The sequence below is a fragment of the Vibrio sp. RM-41-2B genome (assembly GCF_024744415.1).
Classification (GTDB): Bacteria; Pseudomonadota; Gammaproteobacteria; order Enterobacterales; family Vibrionaceae; genus Vibrio; species Vibrio diabolicus.
Window position 1 is genome coordinate 111,311 of sequence record NZ_JAMQWD010000006.1, and the last position, 22,456, is coordinate 133,766.

General features: G+C 47.5%; 22 protein-coding genes. 14 read left to right on the plus strand and 8 right to left on the minus strand.

Annotated features, from left to right (window positions below; translation table 11 throughout):
* Positions 1-7 precede the first annotated feature (7 nt).
* From NB463_RS05580 to NB463_RS05610, 7 genes are read left to right on the plus strand one after another with little or no spacing between them, the layout of a single operon-like run.
* The gene (locus tag NB463_RS05580; protein WP_182036853.1) at positions 8-610 is read left to right on the plus strand and encodes a prepilin-type N-terminal cleavage/methylation domain-containing protein; all 603 of its coding nucleotides are present in this window, start codon (positions 8-10) and stop codon (positions 608-610) included.
* Positions 597-986, plus strand: coding sequence for a type II secretion system minor pseudopilin GspI (gene gspI, locus NB463_RS05585; protein ID WP_258430436.1), 390 nt, complete (start codon positions 597-599; stop codon positions 984-986). The genes NB463_RS05580 and gspI overlap by 14 nt, the downstream gene beginning before the upstream one ends.
* Positions 973-1,650: a type II secretion system minor pseudopilin GspJ gene (gene gspJ / locus NB463_RS05590; RefSeq protein ID WP_046874145.1), complete on the plus strand. Its 678-nt coding sequence runs from the start codon at positions 973-975 to the stop codon at positions 1,648-1,650. Before gspI ends, gspJ begins: the two co-directional genes overlap by 14 nt.
* A complete protein-coding gene (gene gspK, locus NB463_RS05595) occupies positions 1,643-2,653 on the plus strand; it encodes a type II secretion system minor pseudopilin GspK (protein WP_065646529.1) in 1,011 nt (336 codons plus the stop codon). Before gspJ ends, gspK begins: the two co-directional genes overlap by 8 nt.
* On the plus strand, positions 2,622-3,824 hold the full coding sequence (gene gspL, locus NB463_RS05600; RefSeq protein WP_005394975.1) for a type II secretion system protein GspL: 1,203 nt from the start codon (positions 2,622-2,624) through the stop codon (positions 3,822-3,824). The genes gspK and gspL overlap by 32 nt, the downstream gene beginning before the upstream one ends.
* A 7-nt stretch (positions 3,825-3,831) precedes the next feature.
* On the plus strand, positions 3,832-4,323 hold the full coding sequence (locus tag NB463_RS05605) for a type II secretion system protein M (RefSeq protein WP_085343383.1): 492 nt from the start codon (positions 3,832-3,834) through the stop codon (positions 4,321-4,323).
* A gap of 1 nt (position 4,324) precedes the next feature.
* A complete protein-coding gene (locus tag NB463_RS05610; protein ID WP_054867791.1) occupies positions 4,325-5,086 on the plus strand; it encodes a type II secretion system protein N in 762 nt (253 codons plus the stop codon).
* A gap of 300 nt (positions 5,087-5,386) precedes the next feature.
* Here the strand turns inward: NB463_RS05610 and cysQ are convergent, their stop codons facing one another.
* The 4 genes from cysQ to NB463_RS05630 form a co-directional block, all read right to left on the minus strand.
* The gene (gene cysQ, locus NB463_RS05615; protein ID WP_258430432.1) at positions 5,387-6,214 is read right to left on the minus strand and encodes a 3'(2'),5'-bisphosphate nucleotidase CysQ; all 828 of its coding nucleotides are present in this window, start codon (positions 6,212-6,214) and stop codon (positions 5,387-5,389) included.
* A 44-nt stretch (positions 6,215-6,258) separates the two neighbouring features.
* Positions 6,259-6,828 (minus strand): ADP compounds hydrolase NudE, encoded by a 570-nt coding sequence (gene nudE, locus NB463_RS05620; protein WP_005394971.1) that lies wholly within the window; start codon positions 6,826-6,828, stop codon positions 6,259-6,261.
* Between the two features lie 176 nt (positions 6,829-7,004).
* Positions 7,005-7,589 (minus strand): Fe-S biogenesis protein NfuA, encoded by a 585-nt coding sequence (gene nfuA, locus NB463_RS05625; protein WP_005394968.1) that lies wholly within the window; start codon positions 7,587-7,589, stop codon positions 7,005-7,007.
* 97 nt (positions 7,590-7,686) lie between these two features.
* Positions 7,687-8,412 carry a ComF family protein gene (locus tag NB463_RS05630; RefSeq protein ID WP_258430431.1) on the minus strand — a complete coding sequence of 242 codons (726 nt, stop codon included), beginning with the start codon at positions 8,410-8,412 and terminating at the stop codon, positions 7,687-7,689.
* A gap of 84 nt (positions 8,413-8,496) precedes the next feature.
* On the opposite strand from NB463_RS05630, the gene bioH reads away from it, so the two are divergent.
* Both bioH and NB463_RS05640 read left to right on the plus strand, forming a co-directional pair.
* Positions 8,497-9,264 carry a pimeloyl-ACP methyl ester esterase BioH gene (gene bioH, locus NB463_RS05635; protein WP_237312143.1) on the plus strand — a complete coding sequence of 256 codons (768 nt, stop codon included), beginning with the start codon at positions 8,497-8,499 and terminating at the stop codon, positions 9,262-9,264.
* A 124-nt stretch (positions 9,265-9,388) separates the two neighbouring features.
* Positions 9,389-9,853: a hypothetical protein gene (locus tag NB463_RS05640; protein WP_005379316.1), complete on the plus strand. Its 465-nt coding sequence runs from the start codon at positions 9,389-9,391 to the stop codon at positions 9,851-9,853.
* Between the two features lie 103 nt (positions 9,854-9,956).
* Here NB463_RS05640 and NB463_RS05645 read toward each other — a convergent pair whose 3' ends face one another.
* The gene (locus NB463_RS05645; protein ID WP_258430472.1) at positions 9,957-12,278 is read right to left on the minus strand and encodes a Tex family protein; all 2,322 of its coding nucleotides are present in this window, start codon (positions 12,276-12,278) and stop codon (positions 9,957-9,959) included.
* A gap of 229 nt (positions 12,279-12,507) precedes the next feature.
* Here NB463_RS05645 and NB463_RS05650 point away from each other — a divergent pair, with 229 nt between their 5' ends.
* From NB463_RS05650 to envZ, 5 genes are all read left to right on the plus strand, one after another.
* Positions 12,508-14,388 carry an ATP-dependent zinc protease family protein gene (locus NB463_RS05650; protein WP_258430426.1) on the plus strand — a complete coding sequence of 627 codons (1,881 nt, stop codon included), beginning with the start codon at positions 12,508-12,510 and terminating at the stop codon, positions 14,386-14,388.
* A gap of 117 nt (positions 14,389-14,505) precedes the next feature.
* A complete protein-coding gene (greB, locus tag NB463_RS05655) occupies positions 14,506-14,997 on the plus strand; it encodes a transcription elongation factor GreB (RefSeq protein ID WP_005394962.1) in 492 nt (163 codons plus the stop codon).
* A 105-nt stretch (positions 14,998-15,102) separates the two neighbouring features.
* Positions 15,103-15,498, plus strand: a complete 396-nt coding sequence (locus NB463_RS05660; RefSeq protein ID WP_085343388.1) for a DUF1090 domain-containing protein — start codon at positions 15,103-15,105, stop codon at positions 15,496-15,498.
* A 129-nt stretch (positions 15,499-15,627) separates the two neighbouring features.
* Positions 15,628-16,347, plus strand: coding sequence for an osmolarity response regulator transcription factor OmpR (ompR, locus tag NB463_RS05665; protein ID WP_005394960.1), 720 nt, complete (start codon positions 15,628-15,630; stop codon positions 16,345-16,347).
* Positions 16,348-16,449: 102 nt separating this feature from the next.
* Complete coding sequence (gene envZ / locus NB463_RS05670; RefSeq protein ID WP_047009400.1) at positions 16,450-17,742, plus strand: two-component system sensor histidine kinase EnvZ; 1,293 nt, start codon at positions 16,450-16,452, stop codon at positions 17,740-17,742.
* Between the two features lie 73 nt (positions 17,743-17,815).
* Here the strand turns inward: envZ and NB463_RS05675 are convergent, their stop codons facing one another.
* From NB463_RS05675 to trmH, 3 genes are all read right to left on the minus strand, one after another.
* A complete protein-coding gene (locus tag NB463_RS05675; RefSeq protein WP_047009401.1) occupies positions 17,816-19,204 on the minus strand; it encodes a uracil-xanthine permease family protein in 1,389 nt (462 codons plus the stop codon).
* Between the two features lie 233 nt (positions 19,205-19,437).
* Positions 19,438-21,519 carry an ATP-dependent DNA helicase RecG gene (gene recG, locus NB463_RS05680; RefSeq protein WP_258430422.1) on the minus strand — a complete coding sequence of 694 codons (2,082 nt, stop codon included), beginning with the start codon at positions 21,517-21,519 and terminating at the stop codon, positions 19,438-19,440.
* A gap of 252 nt (positions 21,520-21,771) precedes the next feature.
* Complete coding sequence (gene trmH, locus NB463_RS05685; RefSeq protein WP_258430421.1) at positions 21,772-22,455, minus strand: tRNA (guanosine(18)-2'-O)-methyltransferase TrmH; 684 nt, start codon at positions 22,453-22,455, stop codon at positions 21,772-21,774.
* Position 22,456: the final 1 nt, after the last annotated feature.

A 22,456-nucleotide genomic window follows, 5' to 3' on the forward strand; every position in this document is an offset into this window, starting at 1 on the left:
GAAGCAAATGCGAAAACACAACGGTTTTACATTGATAGAAATTCTATTGGTGCTGGTTTTGCTATCCCTCACGGCAGTGGCCGTGATCACGACATTACCGACCAGCCAAAAAGATCTTTCCAAACAGTATGCTCAAAGCTTTTTTCAGCGTTTACAGCTACTTAACGAAGAGGCCGTACTAAGCGGTAAAGACTTTGGCGTTCGAGTGGATGACGCTAAATCAACGTACGCTCTACTGAGTTTGACCGCGGAAGGTTGGCAGCCTCTGGAGTTAAAGCAGATTCCGAGCAAAACCAAGTTGGAAGATGACATTACGCTACTGCTCGAGCTAGGTGGCGGTGCTTGGGATAATGATGATCGCCTATTCAAACCGGGCTCTCTTTTTGATGAAGACATGTTTGCTGAAGAAGAAGACGACGAAAAGAAAGTTAAGCCACCGCAAGTGTTTATCTTTTCCAGTGCAGAAGTTACGCCATTTACTCTGTCTTTTTTTCCGAAAAATGGTGACGCCTTTAATGACGGGTGGCGAGTCATCGGAAAAGAAAGTGGACAAATCTTGTTACTAGCGCCGGGCGAAGAAGTGAAAGAGGATGAGAATGCGCAATTCTAAGCAAGCTCGCCCACATTGGAGTCCTCGCCGGACGAGAGGCATGACACTACTGGAAGTATTGGTCGCACTGGCTATTTTCGCCACCGCTGCCATCAGCGTCATTCGCTCGGTGAGCCAGCATATTAATACGATCAGTTATTTAGAAGAAAAAATGTTTGCAGCCATGGTTGTGGATAATCAGATGGCCAACGTGATGTTGAGTACCAGTGAACTTAAAGTAAAGAACGGCACAGAAGAGCTGGCTGGCCGCACTTGGTACTGGAAAATCACGCCTGTTGCCACCACGCAGCCATTGCTGCAAGCATTTGATGTGAGTGTCGCGCTCGAGAAAAACGCGAGCCCAGTCGTGACGGTACGAAGTTATGTGGCGCAATAAGAATCCACGCGCAAGTAAGCGCCAACTGGCAAAAGGTTTTACACTTATTGAAGTGCTGGTCTCGATTGCCATTTTTGCCAGTTTAAGTGTCGCCGCGTATCAAGTGGTATCGCAAGTGCAGCGCAGCAATGCGCTATCACAAGAGCGAACTCAGCGCTTAAATGAAATTCAGCGCGCCATGGTGATGATGGATAATGACTTTCGTCAAATGGCGATGCGCCAAACGCGGACAAATGGTGAAGAGCCCGCGAGCCAACTGATTTTTTGGTCAGATTACTTGCTCGACTCCGACACTAAAGGGCTAATGTTTGCTCGCTTAGGATGGCACAATCCTCAACAGCAGTTTCCCCGAGGGGAGATCACTAAGGTTGGCTATCGTTTAAAAGAAGAAACATTACAACGAGTATGGTGGCGCTACCCTGACACGCCAGTGGGTCAACAAGGCATCGTTACCCCATTGCTGACGCAGGTCGAATCGTTTGATATGCGTTTTTACGATGGTAAACAATGGAAAAAAGAGTGGGATGATGAAAAGTCGCTACCGAAAGCGGTTTCTGTGATCCTTACTCTCAAAGATTATGGAGAGATTGCCCGCACTTATCTGACTCCTGATGGCACATTGAGTCAGAAAGAAGGAAGTTCAGGAGGCAGCAATAATGGTTAATCGTCAGCGCGGTGTCGCTTTGATTATTGTGCTGATGTTACTGGCGATTATGGCGACAGTTGCCGCCAGTATGTCGGAGCGTTTGTTTCTGCAGTTTCAGCGGGGCGCCAATCAAGTTAACTACCAGCAAGCGTATTGGTATAGCCTTGGGGTAGAGGCGTTGGCAAAAGTCGGTATCGAGCAAAGCTACAAAGACACCGATACGATCAATATGAGTCAGCCGTGGGCAATAAAAGAACAAGTCTATCCGCTAGATTATGGTCAAGCGGCGGGACGAATTAGAGACAAACAAGCGTGCTTTAACCTCAATGTATTGAGCCGTGTGCAACCGACAGGACAGCAAATCGCAAGACCGTATTTAGTCAATGTATTGCAGCGTTTATTGGAAGAATCGGATGTGGAGTCGTATCAGGCAGAAATCATTGCAGACTCTACCTGGGAATACATTGATGCTGATGACACCGTTCGCTCCACAACCGGGGTCGAAGACAGCACATATGAAGCGATGAAACCCGCGTATTTAGCGTCAAATGGCTGGATGGCAGATGCCACCGAGTTACGGGCTGTCTATCAGGTGAGTGGTGAGATTTTCCAAAAATTGGAACCGCTGGTCTGTGCATTACCGAGTGATGATTGGCGTTTAAACGTAAATACGATTGAAGTCGAGCAAGCTCCGATTTTGGTGGCGATGTTCTCACCAAGCTTAAGCAGTAGTGATGCGATTCAGCTAATTGAAAAACGCCCATTTGATGGGTGGGATAGCATTGATGAATTTTTAGCAGAGTCAGAAATGGCTGGCTTAAGTGAAGATGTAAAGAAAAACGCCAAAGGCTATTTGGGTGTGGATAGCGCCTTTTTTGAATTGGATGCACAAGTGTTGGTGGATGAATCACGTGTACGTATCCGAAGCCTTTTGCAAAGTACAAATAGAGAGACGGTGACCGTAGTTCGCCGTCGTTTTGGAGGGATCAGTGAGCGAGTTTCTGACCGTTCGGCTGAGTAGCGAACAACAAAGTACCATTCCTTGGGTGGTGTGGTCGACAGATCAACAGGAAGTGATTGCCAGCGGTGAAATCGCCGGATGGGAACACTTAGATGAGTTGATCTCTTATGCAGGTCAGCGCCAAGTCGTGGCGCTATTGGCGAGTAATGATGTGGTCTTGACGCAAGTGGATATACCGCCAGGCGCAACACGTCAGTTCGACGCGATGTTACCGTACCTCGTGGAAGATGAAGTCGCGCAGGACGTTGATGGCCTTCACTTTACCGTGTTAGGTAAACAAGCGGATAAAGCGCAAGTGTGCGCTGTTGAACGCGCTTGGATTCAGACCGTATTGCAGCGTTTTTCAAGCCAAGGCATCACCATCAAACGCATCTTGCCAGATGTGCTTGCGTTACCTGTTCAGGGAGAGCATAGCAGTGCCGCGATGCTTGGTGATCAATGGTTGATTCGTCACTCAGCGACAGAGGGTGCGGTTGTCGATGCTTCTTGGTTAGACCTTTACCTCTCTTCTTATCTACAAAATCATGAAGGTTGGAAGCTCGATTGCTATAGCTCAGTCCCTGAATCTGCGTTACCTGAAGTATGGGAGCCGCAGCCAGAAGAAATGACCATGGGGTTACTGGCGAAGGGGGTTACAGAAAGCAAAGTCAATTTGCTGACCGGGATCTTCAAGCCTAAATCTTCTTGGGGTAAATACTGGAAGCTCTGGCAAAAAGCCACCATTGCTGCGGGCGTGCTTATCGTTGTTATGGTTGCGCAGCAGTTGCTCGTCGTCCACAAGTACGAAGCACAAGCACAAGCGTATCGTGAGGAGAGTGAGCGTATTTTCCGCCAGGTGTTCCCGAATAAACGACGAATTCCTACCGTTAGTTATCTCAAACGACAAATGGATGATGAAGAGCGCCGCTTATCTGGTGGTGGCGGTCAGCAGGCGATGTTGTCTTGGTTGGCGGCACTGCCCGCGACACTTGGTCAGGTCAGCGATTTGGAAATCACCAGCTTTAAATATGATGGTCAACGTGGCGAAGTGCGAATTCAAGCTCGCAGTTCAGACTTCCAACCTTTTGAGCAGGCTCGTGTGAAATTGGCAGAGAAGTTTAATGTTGAGCAAGGACAGCTGAACCGTAGCGATAACGTTGTGGTTGGCAGCTTTGTTTTGAAGCGTTTGTGAGGTGATGATGAAAAACTTAATTTCTCAAGCTCAGGTTTGGTGGAGCAGCATCTCTCAGCGTGAGCAGCGTTTGGTCATGGGGTGTGGCGCTATTGCCGTTATCGGCATTATTTATTGGGGGTTGCTACAGCCAATGAGCCAACGTGCGGAGCTAGCTCAATCACGTATTCAAAGTGAAAAACAGTTGCTGGCTTGGGTACAAGATAAAGCGGATGGCATTACTGCACTGCGCAAAAGCAGCGGTGTGAGCTACTCTAGCCAACCGTTGAATCAACTGGTTTCTTCTTCAGCCCGTCGTTATAAAGTTGAGTTGATTCGAGTACAACCTCGCAATGAGAGTGTTCAGGTGTGGATCAAACCACTCGCGTTTAATCAGCTGGTGGATTGGTTACGTTACTTGAAAGAGCAACAGGGTATTGAAGTCGAATTTTTAGATATCGACCGAACGGATCAAGCGGGCATGATTGATGTGAACCGCCTTCAGTTTAAGCGAGGTTAAGGTGAAGCGAGCAGTACTTTACGTTGTTATCTTTATCGTCTTTTTTTCAGTCAGTCTTTTAATGGGATTACCCGTTTCTTGGGTGTTACAGCAAGCACCAACCGTGAGAGGACTAGACATTCAGGGAGCCAATGGCTCTGTATGGCAAGGTCAAGCTTCTAGTGTTCGTTGGCAGCGCCAGAACCTTGGAGAAGTTAATTGGGATTTCCAATGGTCGAGTCTACTAACTGGTAAAGCTGAGTTTGCCGTACGCTTTGGTCGTGGTAGTGAAATGGACGTTCGTGGTCGCGGTTTTGTTGGCTATAGCTTGAGTGGTGGTCCTTATGCCAAAAACTTAGTTGCCTCGATTCCGGCAGTAAAAGTTGTTGAGCAAGCACGTCTCCCTGTGCCCGTCGGCGTTGATGGGCAACTTGAGTTAAATATTCGTCATGCGACTTATGCCGCGCCTTGGTGTAAGAATGGTGAAGGCACTTTGGTATGGAATGCCAGTGGTATTCAAAGCCCTGTTGGTAGCCTTGAACTCGGCCCTGTGATTGCCGATCTAAACTGTCAGGACAGTGTGTTGACAGCGACTGGTGAGCAAAGCAGTAAACAAGTCTCAGCGGCGTTCTCAGCAGAGCTTATGCCTAATCAGCGATACTCAACCAAAGCCTGGTTTAAACCAGGAGCTGAGTTCCCATCCAGCATGAGTGAGCAACTGAAATGGTTGGGCAAGCCGAACCCTCAAGGTCAATACGAGTTTAATTACCAAGGTCGCTTCTAACCTATAGTGACAAAAACCAAAATTCTCAAAGAGCTGCGATTGTGCAGCTCTTTTTGCTTTTGGATCATAGTAGGCGAAACCCTCTATTCGCTGTACAAAGATCGTGGTGATAATGAGATTTAATTATAAGGTTATGATTCTAAGGGGTTTGTTTTCTTGTGTTCAGCACTTTAAGCGATTGGAACATAGTAGGCCAAATGCTCCTAACGCTGTACAAACAGGTCAAAAAGAAAAGGCCACGAACATATTCGTGGCCTTTCAATTGCTAGTACTTAGGCGCTAACTTTGCGGATAGAGCGCTTAATCTTTGCGTTGTAAAATCTCATTCCAAGGTAAATCCGCGTCACCAAGCACAATAAAGTTTGGGTTCTCTAGCGTTTCCCGCTCGTTATATGACAGCGGCTCCAATTGCGTGCTGAGAATGCGACCGCCCGCTTCTTCAACAATACACTGTGTCGCGGCGGTGTCCCACTCACCTGTTGGGCCTAGTCGGAGGTAGCAATCTACAGCGCCTTCTGCAACAAGACACGCTTTTAATGCCGCAGAGCCGAGCGGAATTAAATCGTAATTCCAAGCACTGCTCATGCGGCTAGTGATGCGATTGATGTCTTGACGGCGACTAATGGCAATCGCGATGCTTTGCCCTGGCTGCTCGTGTTTGTGCGTATGGATTTTTACGCTGTCCGACATGTCGGGAACTTTCCAAGCACCTTTGCCACTATAAGCGTAATAAGTCACGCCAGAGACAGGGCCATAAACGACCCCCATGGTTGGTTTGTTGTTGTCGACCAGTGCAATAATAGTCGCAAAGTCGCCGCTGCGAGCGATGAACTCTTGAGTACCGTCGAGAGGGTCGACTAACCAATACCGTTCCCACCGAGCTCGTTGCTCGAGGCTGATGTCTGCGTCTTCTTCTGACAACACGGGAATGTCGGGTGTGAGTTCACTCAAGCGTTCTGTGATGAGCTTGTGAGCCGCGATATCTGCGCTCGTTACCGGAGTCTCGTCACTTTTGGTATAGGCCTCGTACTGTTTTTTTTCATATATTTCGAGGATCATTTGCCCGGCACTACGGGCAATTTCGATGACTTGAGGAAGCAGGTGAGATAGATCTTTTGTCATTGGCATAAGTGATAGTCCTTACTCACAGTATTATTCGGTTCTCATGACCGTTATTGGTTATGTTTGTGAGTGGTGTTTGGTAAGTGTTTCAGTGCCAACATTAGCGCGGTGATGCTTCGTGCTTCACAGAAATCCATGTGAGTTAATAACTCTTCGGCTTGCGCAAGTGGCCAACGCACAATTTCCAGTGGCTCAGGCTCATCGCCTTCTTGCTTCTCTGGATAAAGCGCCTGTCCTAAAAATAGAGTCATTTTGCTCGAAAAGTAAGACGGCGCGAGGATAACTTGTTTCAACGGAGTCAGCTGATTGCAGCCAAAGCCGATTTCTTCTTTTAACTCTCGATCCGCAGCTTGGTGTGGGGTTTCACCTGGATCAATCAACCCCTTCGGGAAGCCCAACTCGTAGCGTTCAGTCCCAGCGGCGTATTCACGTACCAGTAATAAATCGCCTTGCTCAGTCACAGGAACCACCATCACCGCATCGCGTCCACTTGGCTTCATGCGTTCATAAGTACGGTGTTCACCATTGGAAAAACGAAGGTCGAGCGCTTCCACGGCAAACAGTTTGGATTTTGCGACCGTTTGGCATGAGAGTATCTCTGGTGGGGTCCGTTTCGACATGGCGCTGGCTCCTTGGTGTCGTTGGCGTTTACGAGATGCGTAAGATTCTTAATATATGAGAACTCCGCCTGAGTTTCTAGCGGATTTTACGGGCAGAACTAAGCATCTCAAGGTTACCTCAGTATCGATACAAAAATGGGAGACCGAAGCCTCCCATTTTCTGACCGTATTTACTCTTAGTAGTAAGAGTGATCACCACGGTCATGTTCTGTTGCATCACGAACAGCGGTGAGTTCACCAACGAATTGGTTTAGCAGTTCTTTCTCGATGCCTTCTTTTAGTGTTACGTCAACCATAGAACAGCCATTACAGCCGCCACCAAATGCAACAATAGCAATGCCGTCTTCAGTGATCTCAACCAAGTTTACGTGACCACCGTGGCCAGCAAGCTGTGGGTTGACTTGAGTTTGGATAACGTATTCAACGCGCTCAACCAGTGGCGCGTCGTCCGCAACTTTACGCATTTTAGCGTTCGGAGCTTTTAGCGTTAGCTGAGAGCCCATTTTATCGGTAACAAAATCGATTTCAGCGTCTTCAAGGAATGGCAGACTTAGCTCATCCACGTAAGCTGAAAAACCGCTGTAAGGGATTTCAGTGTCGGTCGCTTCTACTGCTTCTGGTGGGCAGTAAGACACGCCACACTCAGCGTTTTGTGTACCTGGGTTCACAACGAAAATACGAATGTTAGTCCCTTCAGGCTGTTGACCTAAAAGGTTAGCGAAATGCGTTTGCGCAGTTTCTGTAATAGTAATATTTGACACGACGAATACCCGAGTAAATTTGTAGGTTACTGCTGCTATTCTACTCTTGTTGACGTATGGGTCTAGTCTTTTTGATGCTAAGGCATGGCGAAGCGATCTAGAGAGAACGAGGAGCAGGTGTTCTGCAGATGCAGTAAATATCGATGCTTTCTACGCCAACTTCAAGTAGTAAATGACATAATTGTCGGACGGTACTGCCTGTGGTGACTACATCATCGACGATGGCAACGTGGGAAGATGGCGGTCGCTTATTGAGAACAAACGCGCCTTTTAGGTTTTGTTCACGGCTCGCTTTAGTATTGCCGCGCTGTGATTGGGCGAGTCTGACCCGGCGAAAGACCTTCGCGTCGAAATTGGTTTGCAATTGCTGGGCGAGGTGTCGGGCTAAAACATCACTTTGATTAAATCCCCGGCGTAGGTAGCGCTGCCAGTGCAATGGTACACTGGTAATGATTGGAGCTGGTGTTGTAATGCGCTGCGCCAGTTGCTGGGTTAGTGCTTTTACATGCCAAGACTCTCCGTGATCTTTAAAGCGTTGTACTTCCCGTGAAAGGGGAAAGTCGTAATCGCCTAACGTATATAGTCTTTGCCATGGCGGTGGTTCTGAAAGGCATTCACCACAAATACTATCCGTACTCATTTCTTCTTTCTGTAACGTTAAACCGCAACGTTGGCATCGCTTGATTGGAGTTAGGTGTTGTAAACAGTGCTCACACCAACGCAGAGCATGCGTGTGGTTTGGTGTTTGAATCGGGAACCGACACAGACCGCATTGACTGCTCAACACGCGATGCATGATGTTTTGCCAGTGATGAGATAACATAGCGCTTATTCATGGTGATATTTTACTCAGCCTAACGCTTGGCTGATGGCGTAGGGAATAAAATAAGTGGGAGAGATTGAGAGCATGAGCACGAAATTACATTGGCAGTCGTTTGGTGAAGGACCTGATCTGGTGTTGTTACATGGTTGGGGTATGAATGGCGCGGTTTGGCAGCAAACCGTCGAATCACTTCAAACCGATTTCCGTGTTCATGTTGTTGACCTTCCGGGCTATGGACACAGTGCCGAGCATCATGGTGAAGATTTAGACCATATTGCTAACTTGGTGGTGCAAAGTGCGCCAAAGAAAGCGATTTGGCTTGGTTGGTCCCTCGGAGGTTTAGTGGCGACGCATGTGGCATTAAACATGCCCGAGCGTGTAACTAAGTTGATCACCGTCGCCAGTTCACCAAAATTTGCCGCAGAAAAACCGTGGCGCGGCATTCAACCGAATGTACTGAGCGCATTCACCTCTCAGTTGTTAGAAGATTTTTCACTGACCATTGAGCGCTTTATGGCGTTACAAGCGATGGGCAGTCCATCTGCACGTAAAGATGTGAAGCAGCTCAAGCAAGCGGTACTGTCGCGCCCTCAGCCAAACCCTGAGTCGCTGTTGGTTGGGCTAAACATCCTTGCTGATGTGGATCTGCGCGATGCATTGACGTCTCTTTCTGTACCAATGCTGCGTCTTTATGGTCGTTTGGATGGATTGGTGCCGATTAAAGTGGCGAATGATTTAAGTGAACAGTTACCTCATACTCAGCAGTTTGTTTTCAATCAGTCCTCTCATGCGCCCTTTATGACCGAACATGACGAGTTTTGTGCCCAAATTCGAGAGTTTGCTCACGATTAATCAAATACAAGCGGAAAAAGCTCAAGCTGTTTAAAAAGTGGTCGATATAAAGGTTGGTGAGGTTTTATTAGCCAATAAAGCTAAGCCATATTGACGAGTTGGGCGACTCTGAGGAGGGTTCGCAATGATTGTGTCACCGACCAACGTAAGTGTGCCACTGATCGCCCCATCCGTGAATGTGCAGACGGAACAAGCAGCTCGCGACAATAAAGTCCGAGAGCCTGTGACGCCAACGGTCGCATTGGCCAAAACCAATGCAGAGCGAAAAGTAAAAGGTGATGACAAGCGCCGACGTCAGTCTTCTTGGGATCCTTCAGAGCATCCTGATTATGACATGGAAACAGAAGTCGACACGCGTTATCAAGAAGAGCCGGAAGATACACTAGAACGGCTTTTTAGTTTGCTTGCGCTCAAGTCGTACAGTGAAGACCAAGGTAAGGGCTACGCAATTCGTTTTCGCTTACCAAAGCGCATTTTGGATGCTGCGATCAATGAAGGATTAATGGAAAAGCGCAGGAAGGTGATCAAGTTTCATTATGGTCATGCAGTCGCTCCCCATACCCCGTCAGAAGTGATAGCAGTATTATGACGACTCAATATCCTACTCAAACAAAAACGCTCCAAGCAGATTGACTGATTGGAGCGTTTTCTTTTTAGCTATGAAAGCTCGTTAGCGGTGAGCCTAGGCGAGATTACTTTTTCGCTTTAGCAAACGCCGCCGCAAAAGCACCTCCCATTGCACTGTTCGATGAAGACTCATCGCGGCGAGGCTGACGACGTTGTGCTTGGTCATTACGACGTGGCGCGGCTGATGAGCGTTGGCTACGGTTATCTTGACCCGGCTCGTCGTTCAAACGCATCGATAGACCAATACGCTTACGCTGTACGTCCACTTCCATCACTTTTACTTTGACGATGTCACCTGCTTTCACCACTTCACGTGGATCAGAAACATAGCGGTCAGTCAGCGCAGAAATGTGGACCAGACCATCTTGGTGAACGCCGATATCGACGAAGGCACCAAAGTTGGCTACGTTCGACACCACGCCTTCGAGGATCATGCCCGGTTCTAGATCAGAAACTGAATTTACGCCTTCTGCAAACGTAGCGGTCTTGAATTCAGGACGTGGGTCACGACCCGGTTTATCCAGTTCTTTGATGATATCGGTAACCGTTGGGACACCAAAGTGTTCATCGGTATAATCCACAGCGTGTAAGCGTTTAAGGAATGCTGAGTCACCAATCAATGCCTTGATGTCTTTGCTGTTTTTCTCTGCAATTGCTTTGACTACTGGGTATGCTTCCGGGTGGACCGCTGAAGCATCAAGTGGGTTCTTGCCGTCCATAATACGTAGGAAGCCCGCACACTGTTCGAACGCTTTAGGACCCAAGCGAGGTACTTTCTTCAACGTCGTACGTGCTTCGAAGCGGCCATTTTCGTCGCGGAAGTCGACAATGTTCTGCGCGATGGTGCTTGATAAGCCTGCTACGCGCGTTAATAGTGCGGCAGAAGCCGTGTTCACATCAACGCCAACCGCGTTTACACAGTCTTCCACAATCGCATCTAGGCGTTTTGCCAACATAGATTGGCTTACATCGTGCTGGTATTGACCCACACCGATCGATTTCGGATCGATTTTCACGAGCTCAGCCAATGGATCTTGCAAACGACGCGCAATCGACACTGCACCACGCAGTGATACGTCCATATTCGGGAACTCTTTCGCTGCGAGTTCAGAGGCCGAGTACACCGATGCGCCTGCTTCGCTGACGATGATTTTCTGAACTTTTAGGTTGCCGCGTTTGATTACGTCTGCGACAAAGCTATCGGTTTCACGAGAAGCCGTGCCGTTACCAATCGCAATTAAATCCACGTTGTACTTACGCACTAACTGGTCAACGATTTGCGCTGATTTGTCGTATTGTTTTTGCGGAGGGTGAGGGTAGATGGTTTCCGTAGCCAGAACTTTACCCGTTGAATCGACAACCGCGATTTTTGAACCGGTACGCAGACCAGGATCGAGACCAAGTGTTGCACGAGGGCCTGCCGGCGCCGCCATCAACAAATCTTTTAGGTTGGTCGCAAATACTTCAATCGCTTCAATTTCAGCACGCTCTTTCATTGCGCCCATTAGCTCGGTTTCCATGTGCATCGATACTTTTATGCGCCATGCCCAGCTGATCACTTGTTTGCGCCATGCATCTGCTGGTGCGCTACTTAACGTCACGCCATAATGGTCGGCAATGATGGTTTCACAGTAAGATTGGCGAGCACCTTCTTCCTGCTCTGGATCAGCGTTCATGGCTAAAGTCAGGAAGCCTTCATTGCGGCCGCGCAACATCGCAAGTGCACGATGAGAAGGGACTTTGCTCAGCGGTTCGTTGTGATTGAAGTAATCTTTGAACTTCTCACCCTCTTGCTCTTTTCCTTCAACGACTCGTGAGACAAGTTCCGCATTACGATTTAAGTGGTTACGGATTTTTTCCAGTAAGTTTGCGTCTTCAGCAATGCGTTCCATGATGATCGCACGGGCACCGTCTAGGGCGGCTTTGGTATCTATGATGCCTTTGTCGGCATCAAGATATTTACTTGCTTCGCTTTCTGGATCGGTTTGCGGATGATTCCACAGCATGTCAGCTAGCGGTTCTAGGCCGGCTTCAATGGCGATTTGGCCTTTAGTGCGGCGTTTAGGTTTGTAAGGTAAGTAAAGGTCTTCAAGACGAGTCTTGCTATCGGCTTGAATAATTTCTTGCTCAAGCTCAGGCGTCAGTTTGCCTTGCTCTTGGATCGATTTGAGAATGGTTTGACGGCGGTCATCCATTTCACGAAGGTAAGACAGACGGCTGTCCAGAGTACGCAGTTGGGTATCATCAAGGCCACCCGTCACCTCTTTGCGGTAACGTGCAATAAAAGGGACGGTGTTACCGTCATCAATTAGGGTGACAGCGGCGTTGACTTGCTCAGGGCGAACATTCAGTTCTTGAGCAATCATACGACAGATAGCTTGGCTCATCCGTGTTTTCTCTTTCAATTCGGTTTGGGTTGTATAGAACATTGGGGTCGTTCGAAGAATTTGCAATGTTTTAAATTAACGAGACAAAAATTTACCGGGCGCTGGTGGACATCAGTCAGATTTGTGTCAAAACTGTAATTAAATTGAGAACTTATATCCGCAACTATCGACTAACCTATATCCACGGTTATTGATATAACTAAATGTACCTCGGCTTATACGGATAATCATGATGAAAAAAATGTCTTTGGCGTTAGCGCTTACGAGTGCCTTACTTGTCGCCCCGCTTAGTTGGGCACAATCCATATCAGCAACCACACAAGACCCTGTATATCAGCTTGATGACAAGTTGGTGCTTGGACGAGTGGAGAGCGTTTACTACAGTGATATTCCAGAGCTAAAAGCGGTACCATTTATTGGCAAGATTGATACTGGTGCTGACACCACGTCTATGCATGCAGAGAACATCCATGTCAGTAGCTCTCATCCTGACTACCAGAACTTGAAAGACAACGAGTTGTTGTGGGCGATTGTCGATGATTTAGGTGGGACGAAGGCGAAGTGGGATGCCGATACTTTTAAACCATATCAAGTGAAAGTGAGCTTTACGGTTCCTCATCCTTACACAGGAAAAGAAATACAGATTACCGATGATCTGGAGCGAGTGAGCGCCATTCGTAGTCGAACAAGCAAAAAGCCTATTTTACGCCCGACAATAAAAATGCCGATGACGATTGCAGGCCACACCGTCGATACAGAAGTGAACCTGACCAAGCGCACGCAATTCTCTTCTCCTATCTTGATTGGTAAAACCTATCTCGATAACAATGCGTGGGTATTCGCTGGCTACGATTATCTTCAAGAGCAACCAAGCGCAAAAATGATCGGCAAAAAAGAGACGGTTGAAGTCGAGGGCGTACCATACAAGATCAGCATCTCAACCACCAGCCGCTACACCAACGTTCACGCACTGGATATCAAGGTTGATAAAAAGAACAATGAAGTTTCTTTCACGCTAGAAGGTGAAAACGGCAAGCGCCATCCAATGACGTTACCTTTGGTACGCATGCTGAAAACCACCAAAAGCGAGCGTCCGTTGGTCTACTTACCAGTGAAAATCGACGAAAACGAAACTCAACGTTGGTTAGTCTATTTGCGTGACCGCAGTAAGTTCAGTTCACAAATTCGCTTGGGTCAGGATGTCGCAAGCCAACACTTTGTGATTGATACCGACAGAGAAAACCTATTGGGCGGTGTTGAAAAAACGTTCAAGAGCGCACTCAAGTCAAAGCCCCTCGTGATTTCACCGGAAGAACAAGTCACTATTGATGGTTATACCGTTCCTGCTTACCCCACGTTTACGGTGAAAACGCCATTACTGCGTGTAAATGGCTTTGAAGTAACAGAAAAAGGTAAGGATGAATCCGTCACGTTTTATTTAATGAACGATGAGGGTAAAGAAGAAAAAATTACCAAGCCTGTGGTGAAAAAGCTCAAAGTGGGTAGCACTGTGCGTCCCGTTGTTGATGGCGATTTCCTTTTCGGTAGCAAAGAGACATCAATGGAATTTGCACTCGATGTGCTAGATGAAGACGAGACGCAACCATTTTTCGTCTTTGGTCATGATATCGCCAAAGGCGGTGTGCTGCTGAATACTCGTGCCGACCATTTACTAGATGCAAGGCCACTTTTCAAAGCCGGTCATATCGAAGTGGCTGAAGTGGAAGGGATGTCTTTCCCTGTCAAATTGGACACTGGTGCTGACGTGAGCTCGATTAATGCCAAGGACATCAATCGCTTTCAAAAAGACGGTAAAGATATGGTGAGCTTTACTTATGAAAACGATCTAGGCATGACCAAGGCGTTTACCCGTGAGGTGGTGGATGTCATGCGTATAACGGCCAAAAAAGGAGAAAAGGCCAACGAACGGCCGGTAGTAGAAATGCACGTTAAACTTGGCGAGTTAGAGAAGAAGATCCGAGTCAATTTGCAAGACCGAGGTCGCTTCCATTACAGCATGATTTTAGGTAAAAACTTCCTAAAACATGGCGCGGTTGTTTCGAGTGATACGAATTACATCGTGACGCAAAAACCAGATTACGAAAAGTAGCACTCTGGCCGCCTTATTATCTTGATACCCAAAGCCCGAACGAAGCCAGTGCTTTGGGTATATCATCTCCTTAATGCTGCTCAAGAGCGGCATTTTTTAGTTGAGATAGGAGTTAACTTGAAAACTAAGCTGATTACCCGTGAAGGTTATAACAAACTCAAACAAGAGCATGATTACCTTTGGAATGAAAAGCGTCCTGAAATCACCAAAATCGTCACTTGGGCGGCGAGCCTGGGCGATCGCTCAGAAAATGCGGATTACACCTTCAATAAACGTCTGCTTCGTCAGATCGACCGTCGTGTTCGATTTCTTCGCAAGTTTCTGCCTGAAGTCACGATCGTTGACTATTCTCCGCAGCAAGAAGGCAAAGTCTTTTTTGGTGCTTGGGTTGAAATAGAAAATGAGGCTGGAGAGGTGAAGAAGTTCCGCATTGTTGGGCCTGAAGAGATTTATGGAGATGCGAAAGACTACATCTCTATCGATTCACCTATGGCGCGAGCGATGTTGAAAAAACAAGTGGATGAAGAGTTCACGGTGCGAACCCCAGAAGGTGAAAAAGAGTGGTTCATTAACTCGATTGAATACAACAAACCAGCCTTGGAAGACTGAGGCTTTATCACCGATTCAAGTCTCTTGAAGTTCACTAGAAGTGACTTGAGTCTCAACGTCAGCTTATTGGATACAAAGGCATGGTGCCTTTATCGGAGAAGTAAAATGAACAAAGCAGTCATGTGTGGTGCTGCACTAACAATAGGATTCTCACTCTCAGTTTTTGCTCAAGATGAAGTGAAAGGCTGTGACGCCAAAGAGTTAGCGGTAGAGCAGCAGCTTGAGTATGCGAAAGCACAAGGTAATGAACATCGAATTAAAGGCTTAGAACAGGCACTTACCGCTATCCAGAATGAATGTTCGGAAGGTGAACTGCGTCAAGAACTGCAAGCGGAAGTGGACGAAAAGGCGCGAGACGTTGAGGAGCGTGAGCAAGAACTAGCGGAAGCGCAGCGCTCAGGGAAAGCAGACAAAATCGAGAAAAAACGTCACAAATTGGCAGAAGCACAACAAGAGTTACTTGAGGCCAAACGTGAACTGGAATGGAATTATGGCCAATAGTAGGTGCTGAAAATACCTGCTAGAGAGAAAATAAAGCGCTTAAGATAAAAAGAGTAACAATTTGCTTGAGCACGTTAGGAAAAACAGTGATACATTTTCGACAATAGATGCTTCTGAAAGGATGTTTCAATGCAAGAAAATCATAAAATTTTAGTGGTTGATGACGATGCTCGTTTACGTGCTCTATTGGAGCGTTACCTTTCTGAGCAAGGTTTTCAGGTCCGAAGTGTCGCCAATGGCGAACAGATGGATCGCCTACTAACGCGCGAAAACTTTCACTTAATGGTGCTGGACCTAATGTTGCCAGGTGAAGACGGTTTGTCGATTTGTCGTCGTCTACGCCATGCAAACAACATGCTGCCAATCTTAATGCTCACCGCGAAAGGTGATGAAGTGGACCGCATTGTGGGTCTGGAAGTGGGGGCGGATGATTATTTGCCAAAACCATTTAACCCACGTGAATTACTCGCTCGCATTAAAGCCGTATTACGCCGTCAAACCGTAGAGTTGCCGGGCGCGCCAAGCACCGAAGAAAAAGTAGTGGAGTTTGGCGAGTTCCGACTCAATCTAGGCACTCGCGAGATGTTCCGCGGTGACGAGGCAATGCCACTGACCTCAGGAGAGTTTGCTGTCCTGAAAGCGCTCGTGACGAATGCGCGAGAGCCGATGTCACGAGACAAATTGATGAACATGGCACGTGGCCGTGAATATTCTGCGATGGAACGTTCTATTGACGTGCAAATCTCACGTTTGCGTCGCATGTTAGAAGACGATCCAAGCAAGCCACGCTACATTCAAACCGTGTGGGGGTTAGGTTACGTTTTCGTCCCAGACGGCAAAGAGGTGTAATCTCCTCACTCCATAGCCAGCACTTGGCTATAGCAACTTCAGCCTTCAAGTCCTTCCCTTCGAAGGCTGAAATTTCGCGATTAGGACCACCAGGAACGTTCCATGCGCATCCGAAGTTCACTGACACAATCTATTCTGCTGTTCATCTCTTTGCTCCTCGCTAGCCAAGTTTTCTCTTACTACGCCGTTTTTAACTACGCGTTGATGCCGAGTTTGCAGCAGTTCAATAAAATTCTCGCCCATGAGCTCAATTTGGTGCTTGATGATGAAGGGCCATTAAAATCTGATGCACCGCTGAGACGTCAATTATTAGAAAGGCTGGGGGTGACGGTTCACAGCCTCGACAGCGATAAAGCGGTTGAATTTCATCACGCGATGTCGATTGATTTGATGTCTGAAGAAATGAGCCAAGAGTTAGGTTCGCCCACCGAAGTGCGCTTATTGCTTGGTGATGAAAGTTACATCTTGTGGATGCACATCGAAAAGTTGCCGAACTCCATTATTCGTATTCCTTTATCTGAGCTGCAAGAAGAAGATTTTGCACCGCTATTTCGTAACAGCTTGATTATGGCGTTGCTGATCATTGCTGGTGGTTGGTTGTTTATTCGTTTACAAAATCGCCCACTTTTGGCTTTAGAGAGAGCCGCGAAAGACGTCGGTCGAGGTGAAATCCCGCCACCGTTGGCAGAAAAAGGCGCATCGGAGATTCGCTCTGTAACCCGAGCGTTTAATCAAATGTCCAAAGGCATTCAGGAGCTCGAAGAAGATCGCGCCCTATTAATGGCGGGGATTAGCCATGACTTGCGAACACCGCTGACGCGCATTCGCTTAGCGACAGAAATGATGTCTCCCGAGGATAGCTACCTTGCTGAAGGGATCATTAGCGATACAGAAGAGTGTAATGAGATCATTAGTCAGTTTATGGACTACCTCAAACCGGTGAACAAAGAATCGTTTGAACCTGTGGATATCAGTACGATTGCCAGTGATGTCGCCAGTTCGGAAGGTGGTTATGAGGCTGAAATTGAAACGGATCTTAATCCTAACCTGCCACCAGCCAAAGGAAGCGCCATTGCGATTAAACGGGCGATCAGTAATTTAGTTGTCAATGCACTGCGTTACGGCAATGGCTGGGTCAAAATCAGTACCGGTGTGACGGCAGATAAGCAGCTAGTGTGGATATCGGTAGAAGACAACGGACCGGGCATCGAGCATTCTCAAATCGCAAAATTATTTGAACCCTTTACGCGTGGTGATACAGCTCGCGGCAGTGAAGGTACAGGGCTTGGGCTGGCGATAGTGAAGCGTATAATCAGCCAGCACTCAGGCTCTGTTGTGATGCGCAATCGCAGTGAAGGCGGTTTAATCGCTCAAATCAGCTTTCCTACCAAGTAAGTCGGTGACTGTACCATTTAAAACAAAAAGCCCAACCTAAACAGGTTGGGCTTTGCTTTTCTCTACAATCTTATTAAGACTCTTTCACTTCTTGAGGAAGTTCATCTTCGTCTTCCAGTTTCTCTGGCAGAAGTAGGTTTAAAATGATCGCTGTGATACCACCTGCAGCAACGCCAGTGGAGAAAATACTCTTAATAAATTCTGGCATGAATTGCAGAATCTCTGGTTTTTGCGCGATACCAAGCCCCATTGAGAAGGATAAGGCCATGATCAGAATTGCGCGGCGATCGAGCTCAACACGAGAGATAATACGCACACCAGCGGCAGCAATCGTACCAAACATGACAATCGTTGCGCCGCCAAGTACTGGCTCAGGAATCAGCTGAACAAAGCTAGCGACACCAGGAAACAAGCCAAGAATCACTAACATGCCAGAAATAAAGTAACCCACGTAACGGCTCGCGACCCCTGTTAGCATGATGATGCCGTTATTCTGGCTAAAGGTGGAGTTCGGGAAACTGTTAAACACGGCTGCGATTGCAGAGTTTAAGCCGTCTGCTAGTACACCCCCTTTAATGCGTTTCATGTACACAGGGCCTTTTACTGGCTCACCAGACACTTCGGATGTGGCGGTAATATCGCCGATGGCTTCTAGTGCGGTAATAAAGAAAATCAGTACCAGCGGAATGAACAGTGACCAGTCAAACGATAAGCCATATTGCATTGGTACCGGTAGTGCTACAAGCTCGGTTGTGCCTAGCTGAGAAGTATCTACCATCCCCATAAAATACGCCATGATGTAGCCTACTAGCATCGCAATCACAATCGAAGCCACACGGATGTATGGGTTTTTAGAGCGGTTTAATATCACAATTAAGCCAAGTACCGTTCCTGCGAGCGCAAGTTTGTCTAAGCTGCCGAATGTGCCTTCATTTAATGCTGCGTAGCCACCGCCCATTGATACTAAGCCGACCTGAATCAGTGTGAGGCCGATAAGAGTGACGACAATGCCTGAAACGAGCGGAGTGATAATGCGACGAGCATGCTCTAATACGCGAGATAGGAAAATTTCTGCAAATGATGCGACTAAAATCGTACCAAAAATGGCTGCCATCATGGTGCTGATGTCTGCACCACCTGCTTTAAGCGATAGGCCTGCACCAATAATAGGGCCTAAAAAGTTAAAGCTGGTGCCTTGAACAGAGAGTAAACCAGAGCCAATTGGGCCAAAGGTGCGAATTTGAATAAACGAAGACACGCCTGACGCAAATAAAGACATGCTGATGATGGTATTCGTTTGGTCTGCTGGTACACCCAAAGACTGACAGATGATCAGTGACGGAGTGATAACCGCGACGAACATCGCCAATAAGTGCTGAAGTGCGGCAAAAATGGTTTGAGGCAAAGGTGGTCGATCATTGAGTTGATAAACCAGTTCCGAAGATCGGTTTGAAGTTGTCATTGTTTGTCTCGCTAGTCGCAATATATTCCCAGATCTCGCTGAATGGGAGAGCAGGGTGGAGTTGACGTCGTTACCTGTGATTGCTGTTAATCAGAGTCAACTCAGGTTGGTGGAGTGTGATGCAACACACTTAAAAATTTGTGCGCGATTATAGAGAGATTTACCTAAAAGGCAAACGATTGCTTTGGTTTTTAGCGTATTAAAAAACGAGCCATTTGGCTCGCTTTCAATCATTACGCTTTGGAGTAAATATCCCGCTCACCCAACCAGCGATCGATAATCGCTGTTGCGTTAGTTGGGTAATTGTCATGAATATGACGCGCAATACGCTGAACTTCGGGAATCAGGCGTTGATCTCGAACTAAGTCTGCAATTTTGAAATCAGCAAGACCAGTCTGCTTTGTACCCAAGAGTTCGCCCGGGCCACGAATCTCTAAGTCTTTCTGTGCGATGACGAAGCCATCGTTACTTTCACGTAGTACTCCCAGACGTTTTTGCGCGGTTTTCGACAGTGGAGAGTGGTACAGCAGCACACAATGGCTAGCAACGGAGCCTCGGCCCACACGACCTCTTAGCTGGTGTAATTGTGCCAAACCAAGACGTTCGGGGTTTTCGATGATCATCAAGCTAGAGTTTGGCACATCCACGCCAACTTCGATCACCGTCGTTGCGACCAGCAAATGCAGGTTATTGTCTTTGAAATCTTGCATCACCGCTTGTTTCTCTGCCGGCTTCATTCGGCCGTGTACTAGACCAATTTTTACTTCCGGTAGCTTACGTTGAAGCTCTTCAGCGGTATCTGCCGCGGCTTGCGCTTCTAATACTTCCGACTCATCAATCAGAGTACACACCCAATATGCCTGCTTACCTTCGTTTAAACAGGCATTTCGGACACGCTCGACGATGTCGTCACGTTTTGTGTCAGGAATGGCGACGGTTTGAATCGGCGTTCGACCCGGTGGCAGTTCGTCAATCACGGAAGTTTCCAGGTCGGCGTAAGCGGTCATCGCTAAGGTGCGAGGAATAGGCGTTGCCGTCATGATCAACTGATGAGGATAAGCGCCTTGCTTTGCACCTTTTTCACGTAATTCTAATCGCTGATGGACACCAAAGCGGTGCTGTTCATCAATAATGACCAAAGCAAGGTGATGAAATTCAACGTGCTCTTGGAATAGCGCGTGAGTACCCACTACCATTTGCGCTTCACCACTGGCAATGCGAGCCAGCTCGGCTTCCTTTGCTTTACCTTTGAGTTTGCCCGCTAACCAACCGACTTGAATACCCATTGTTTCAAACCAGTTGGCGAAGTTGATCGCGTGTTGCTCAGCCAATAGTTCGGTTGGTGCCATGAGTGCCACCTGATAGCCGTGCTCAATGGCATGAACGGCGGCCAAAGCGGCAACCAACGTTTTCCCCGATCCCACATCGCCTTGCACTAATCGCATCATTGGGTGCGGTTTTTCTAGATCGGCTTCAATCTCTTGTACTACTCGGGTTTGAGCGTTTGTAGGAGAGAAAGGCAGTTGGGCTAAAAGCTGCGTTTTTAGTTTATTACAAGGACCGAGAGGTAGTGCTGAATCCTTCTGACCTTTGCTACGCACTGCCAACATCGAGAGATTCTGTGCTAGCAACTCTTCCATAATTAAGCGGATTTGAGCAGGATGTTTGCCTTCGTCAAACTCATCTAAATTAATGGTTGGTGGTGGGCGATGAATGGTGTGCAGCGCTTGCGACATCGTGATTTGATGGTCATACAACCCAGCTGGAAGTAATTCCTGCACTGCGGTTTTATCAAGCAGGGCTAAAGCTTGTTCGGTAAGGTTGCGCAATGTGATTTGGCGTAAACCATCTGTAGTGGGATAGACAGGGGTTAAGTTCTGTTCTACATCGGGCTTTTGCTCGCTGACGTAAAACTTGTAGTCAGGATGAACAATTTCCAAGCCCACGCCACCGCGCTTAATTTCACCGTAAGCATGTACTAACTTACCTTGCGTGAAATTGTTCTTCATGGCTGCGGTAAAGTTGAAAAAGCGTAGCGTGATAGTGCCATTACCGTCGCTGATTTTTACCGTTAGCATTTTGCGCTTACCGAAGATGGTGTCGACAGCCATGACCTTGCCTTGCACGGCCGCCCAAAGGCCGGCATGCAGTTTAGCAATAGGATAAATACGGGTACGATCTTCGTAGCGCAGTGGAAGATGAAACAGCAAATCTTGAACGCTATGTAAGCCAACTTTGGCGAGTTTTTCTGCGACTTTCGCGCCAACCCCAGAAAGGGAGGTTAATGGGACGGCAGATAACATTTGGGCGGACATAGAGGGCTCAAGAAAATGGTTAACATAGCAGTATGTTAACCATGGAGCTGTGTTTTTGTACAGGAAAAAATAGTCATGCTTTAGTTAGTGTCATGATTTGACTGATAACCTGTCATTCCGAGGAGCCTAGCGACATCAGGAATCTATTTCCAACAAGTATGTCGTTGAAGTTAACACTATCAGCATCAGCACACTCGGGAATTAGATCCTGAATCACGCTCCTTCGTCGCTGTTCAGGATGACGAAAGCCTGTTACTTGCTTTGCATCTCTTGCCACCACGCATCATCGGCGATGATTTGGCCTTCGTCATCGAGTGGCGGGTAAGCGAGTCCTTTTCGTTTCGCGACTTTTGCCAGCACTGGGTGACCACGTTCAAAGAGAATACGGTTGATTGCTTCTTTAGGTAGAGCGCTTTCTTCTCGGTTGTACATGCCTGCGGCTTCACGTTGACGTTGCGCTTCATACAAAATTACGGCACTAGCAACCGATACGTTTAGTGACTGCACCATGCCCACCATCGGGATAATAATGTCTTGATCGGCAAGTTGTTTGGCTTGCTCTGAAGCGCCAACTTTTTCACTGCCTAAAATGATTGCCGTTGGTTTGGTGTAGTCGATCTCGCGAAAATCGACGGCGGTGTCCGAAAGATTGGTCACCAAAACCTGCATACCTTGCGCTTTGAGTTCGGTAATCGCAGTTTCAATCGAGTCGTGAGTATCCACTTCAACCCAGTTACGCGCGCCTGCTGAGGTATGGCTCAGCGTACGCATTTTGTCTGGCCAAATTGCGTGAACTTTGTGTAAGCCTGTCGCGTCAGCGGTGCGGATCACGGCAGAAACGTTGTTTGGCTTATGCACTTCTTCGAGACAAAGTGTCAGATCAGTTTGGCGAGCTTTTAGGACTTGGTGAATGCGGTTGTAACGTTCTAGGTTCATA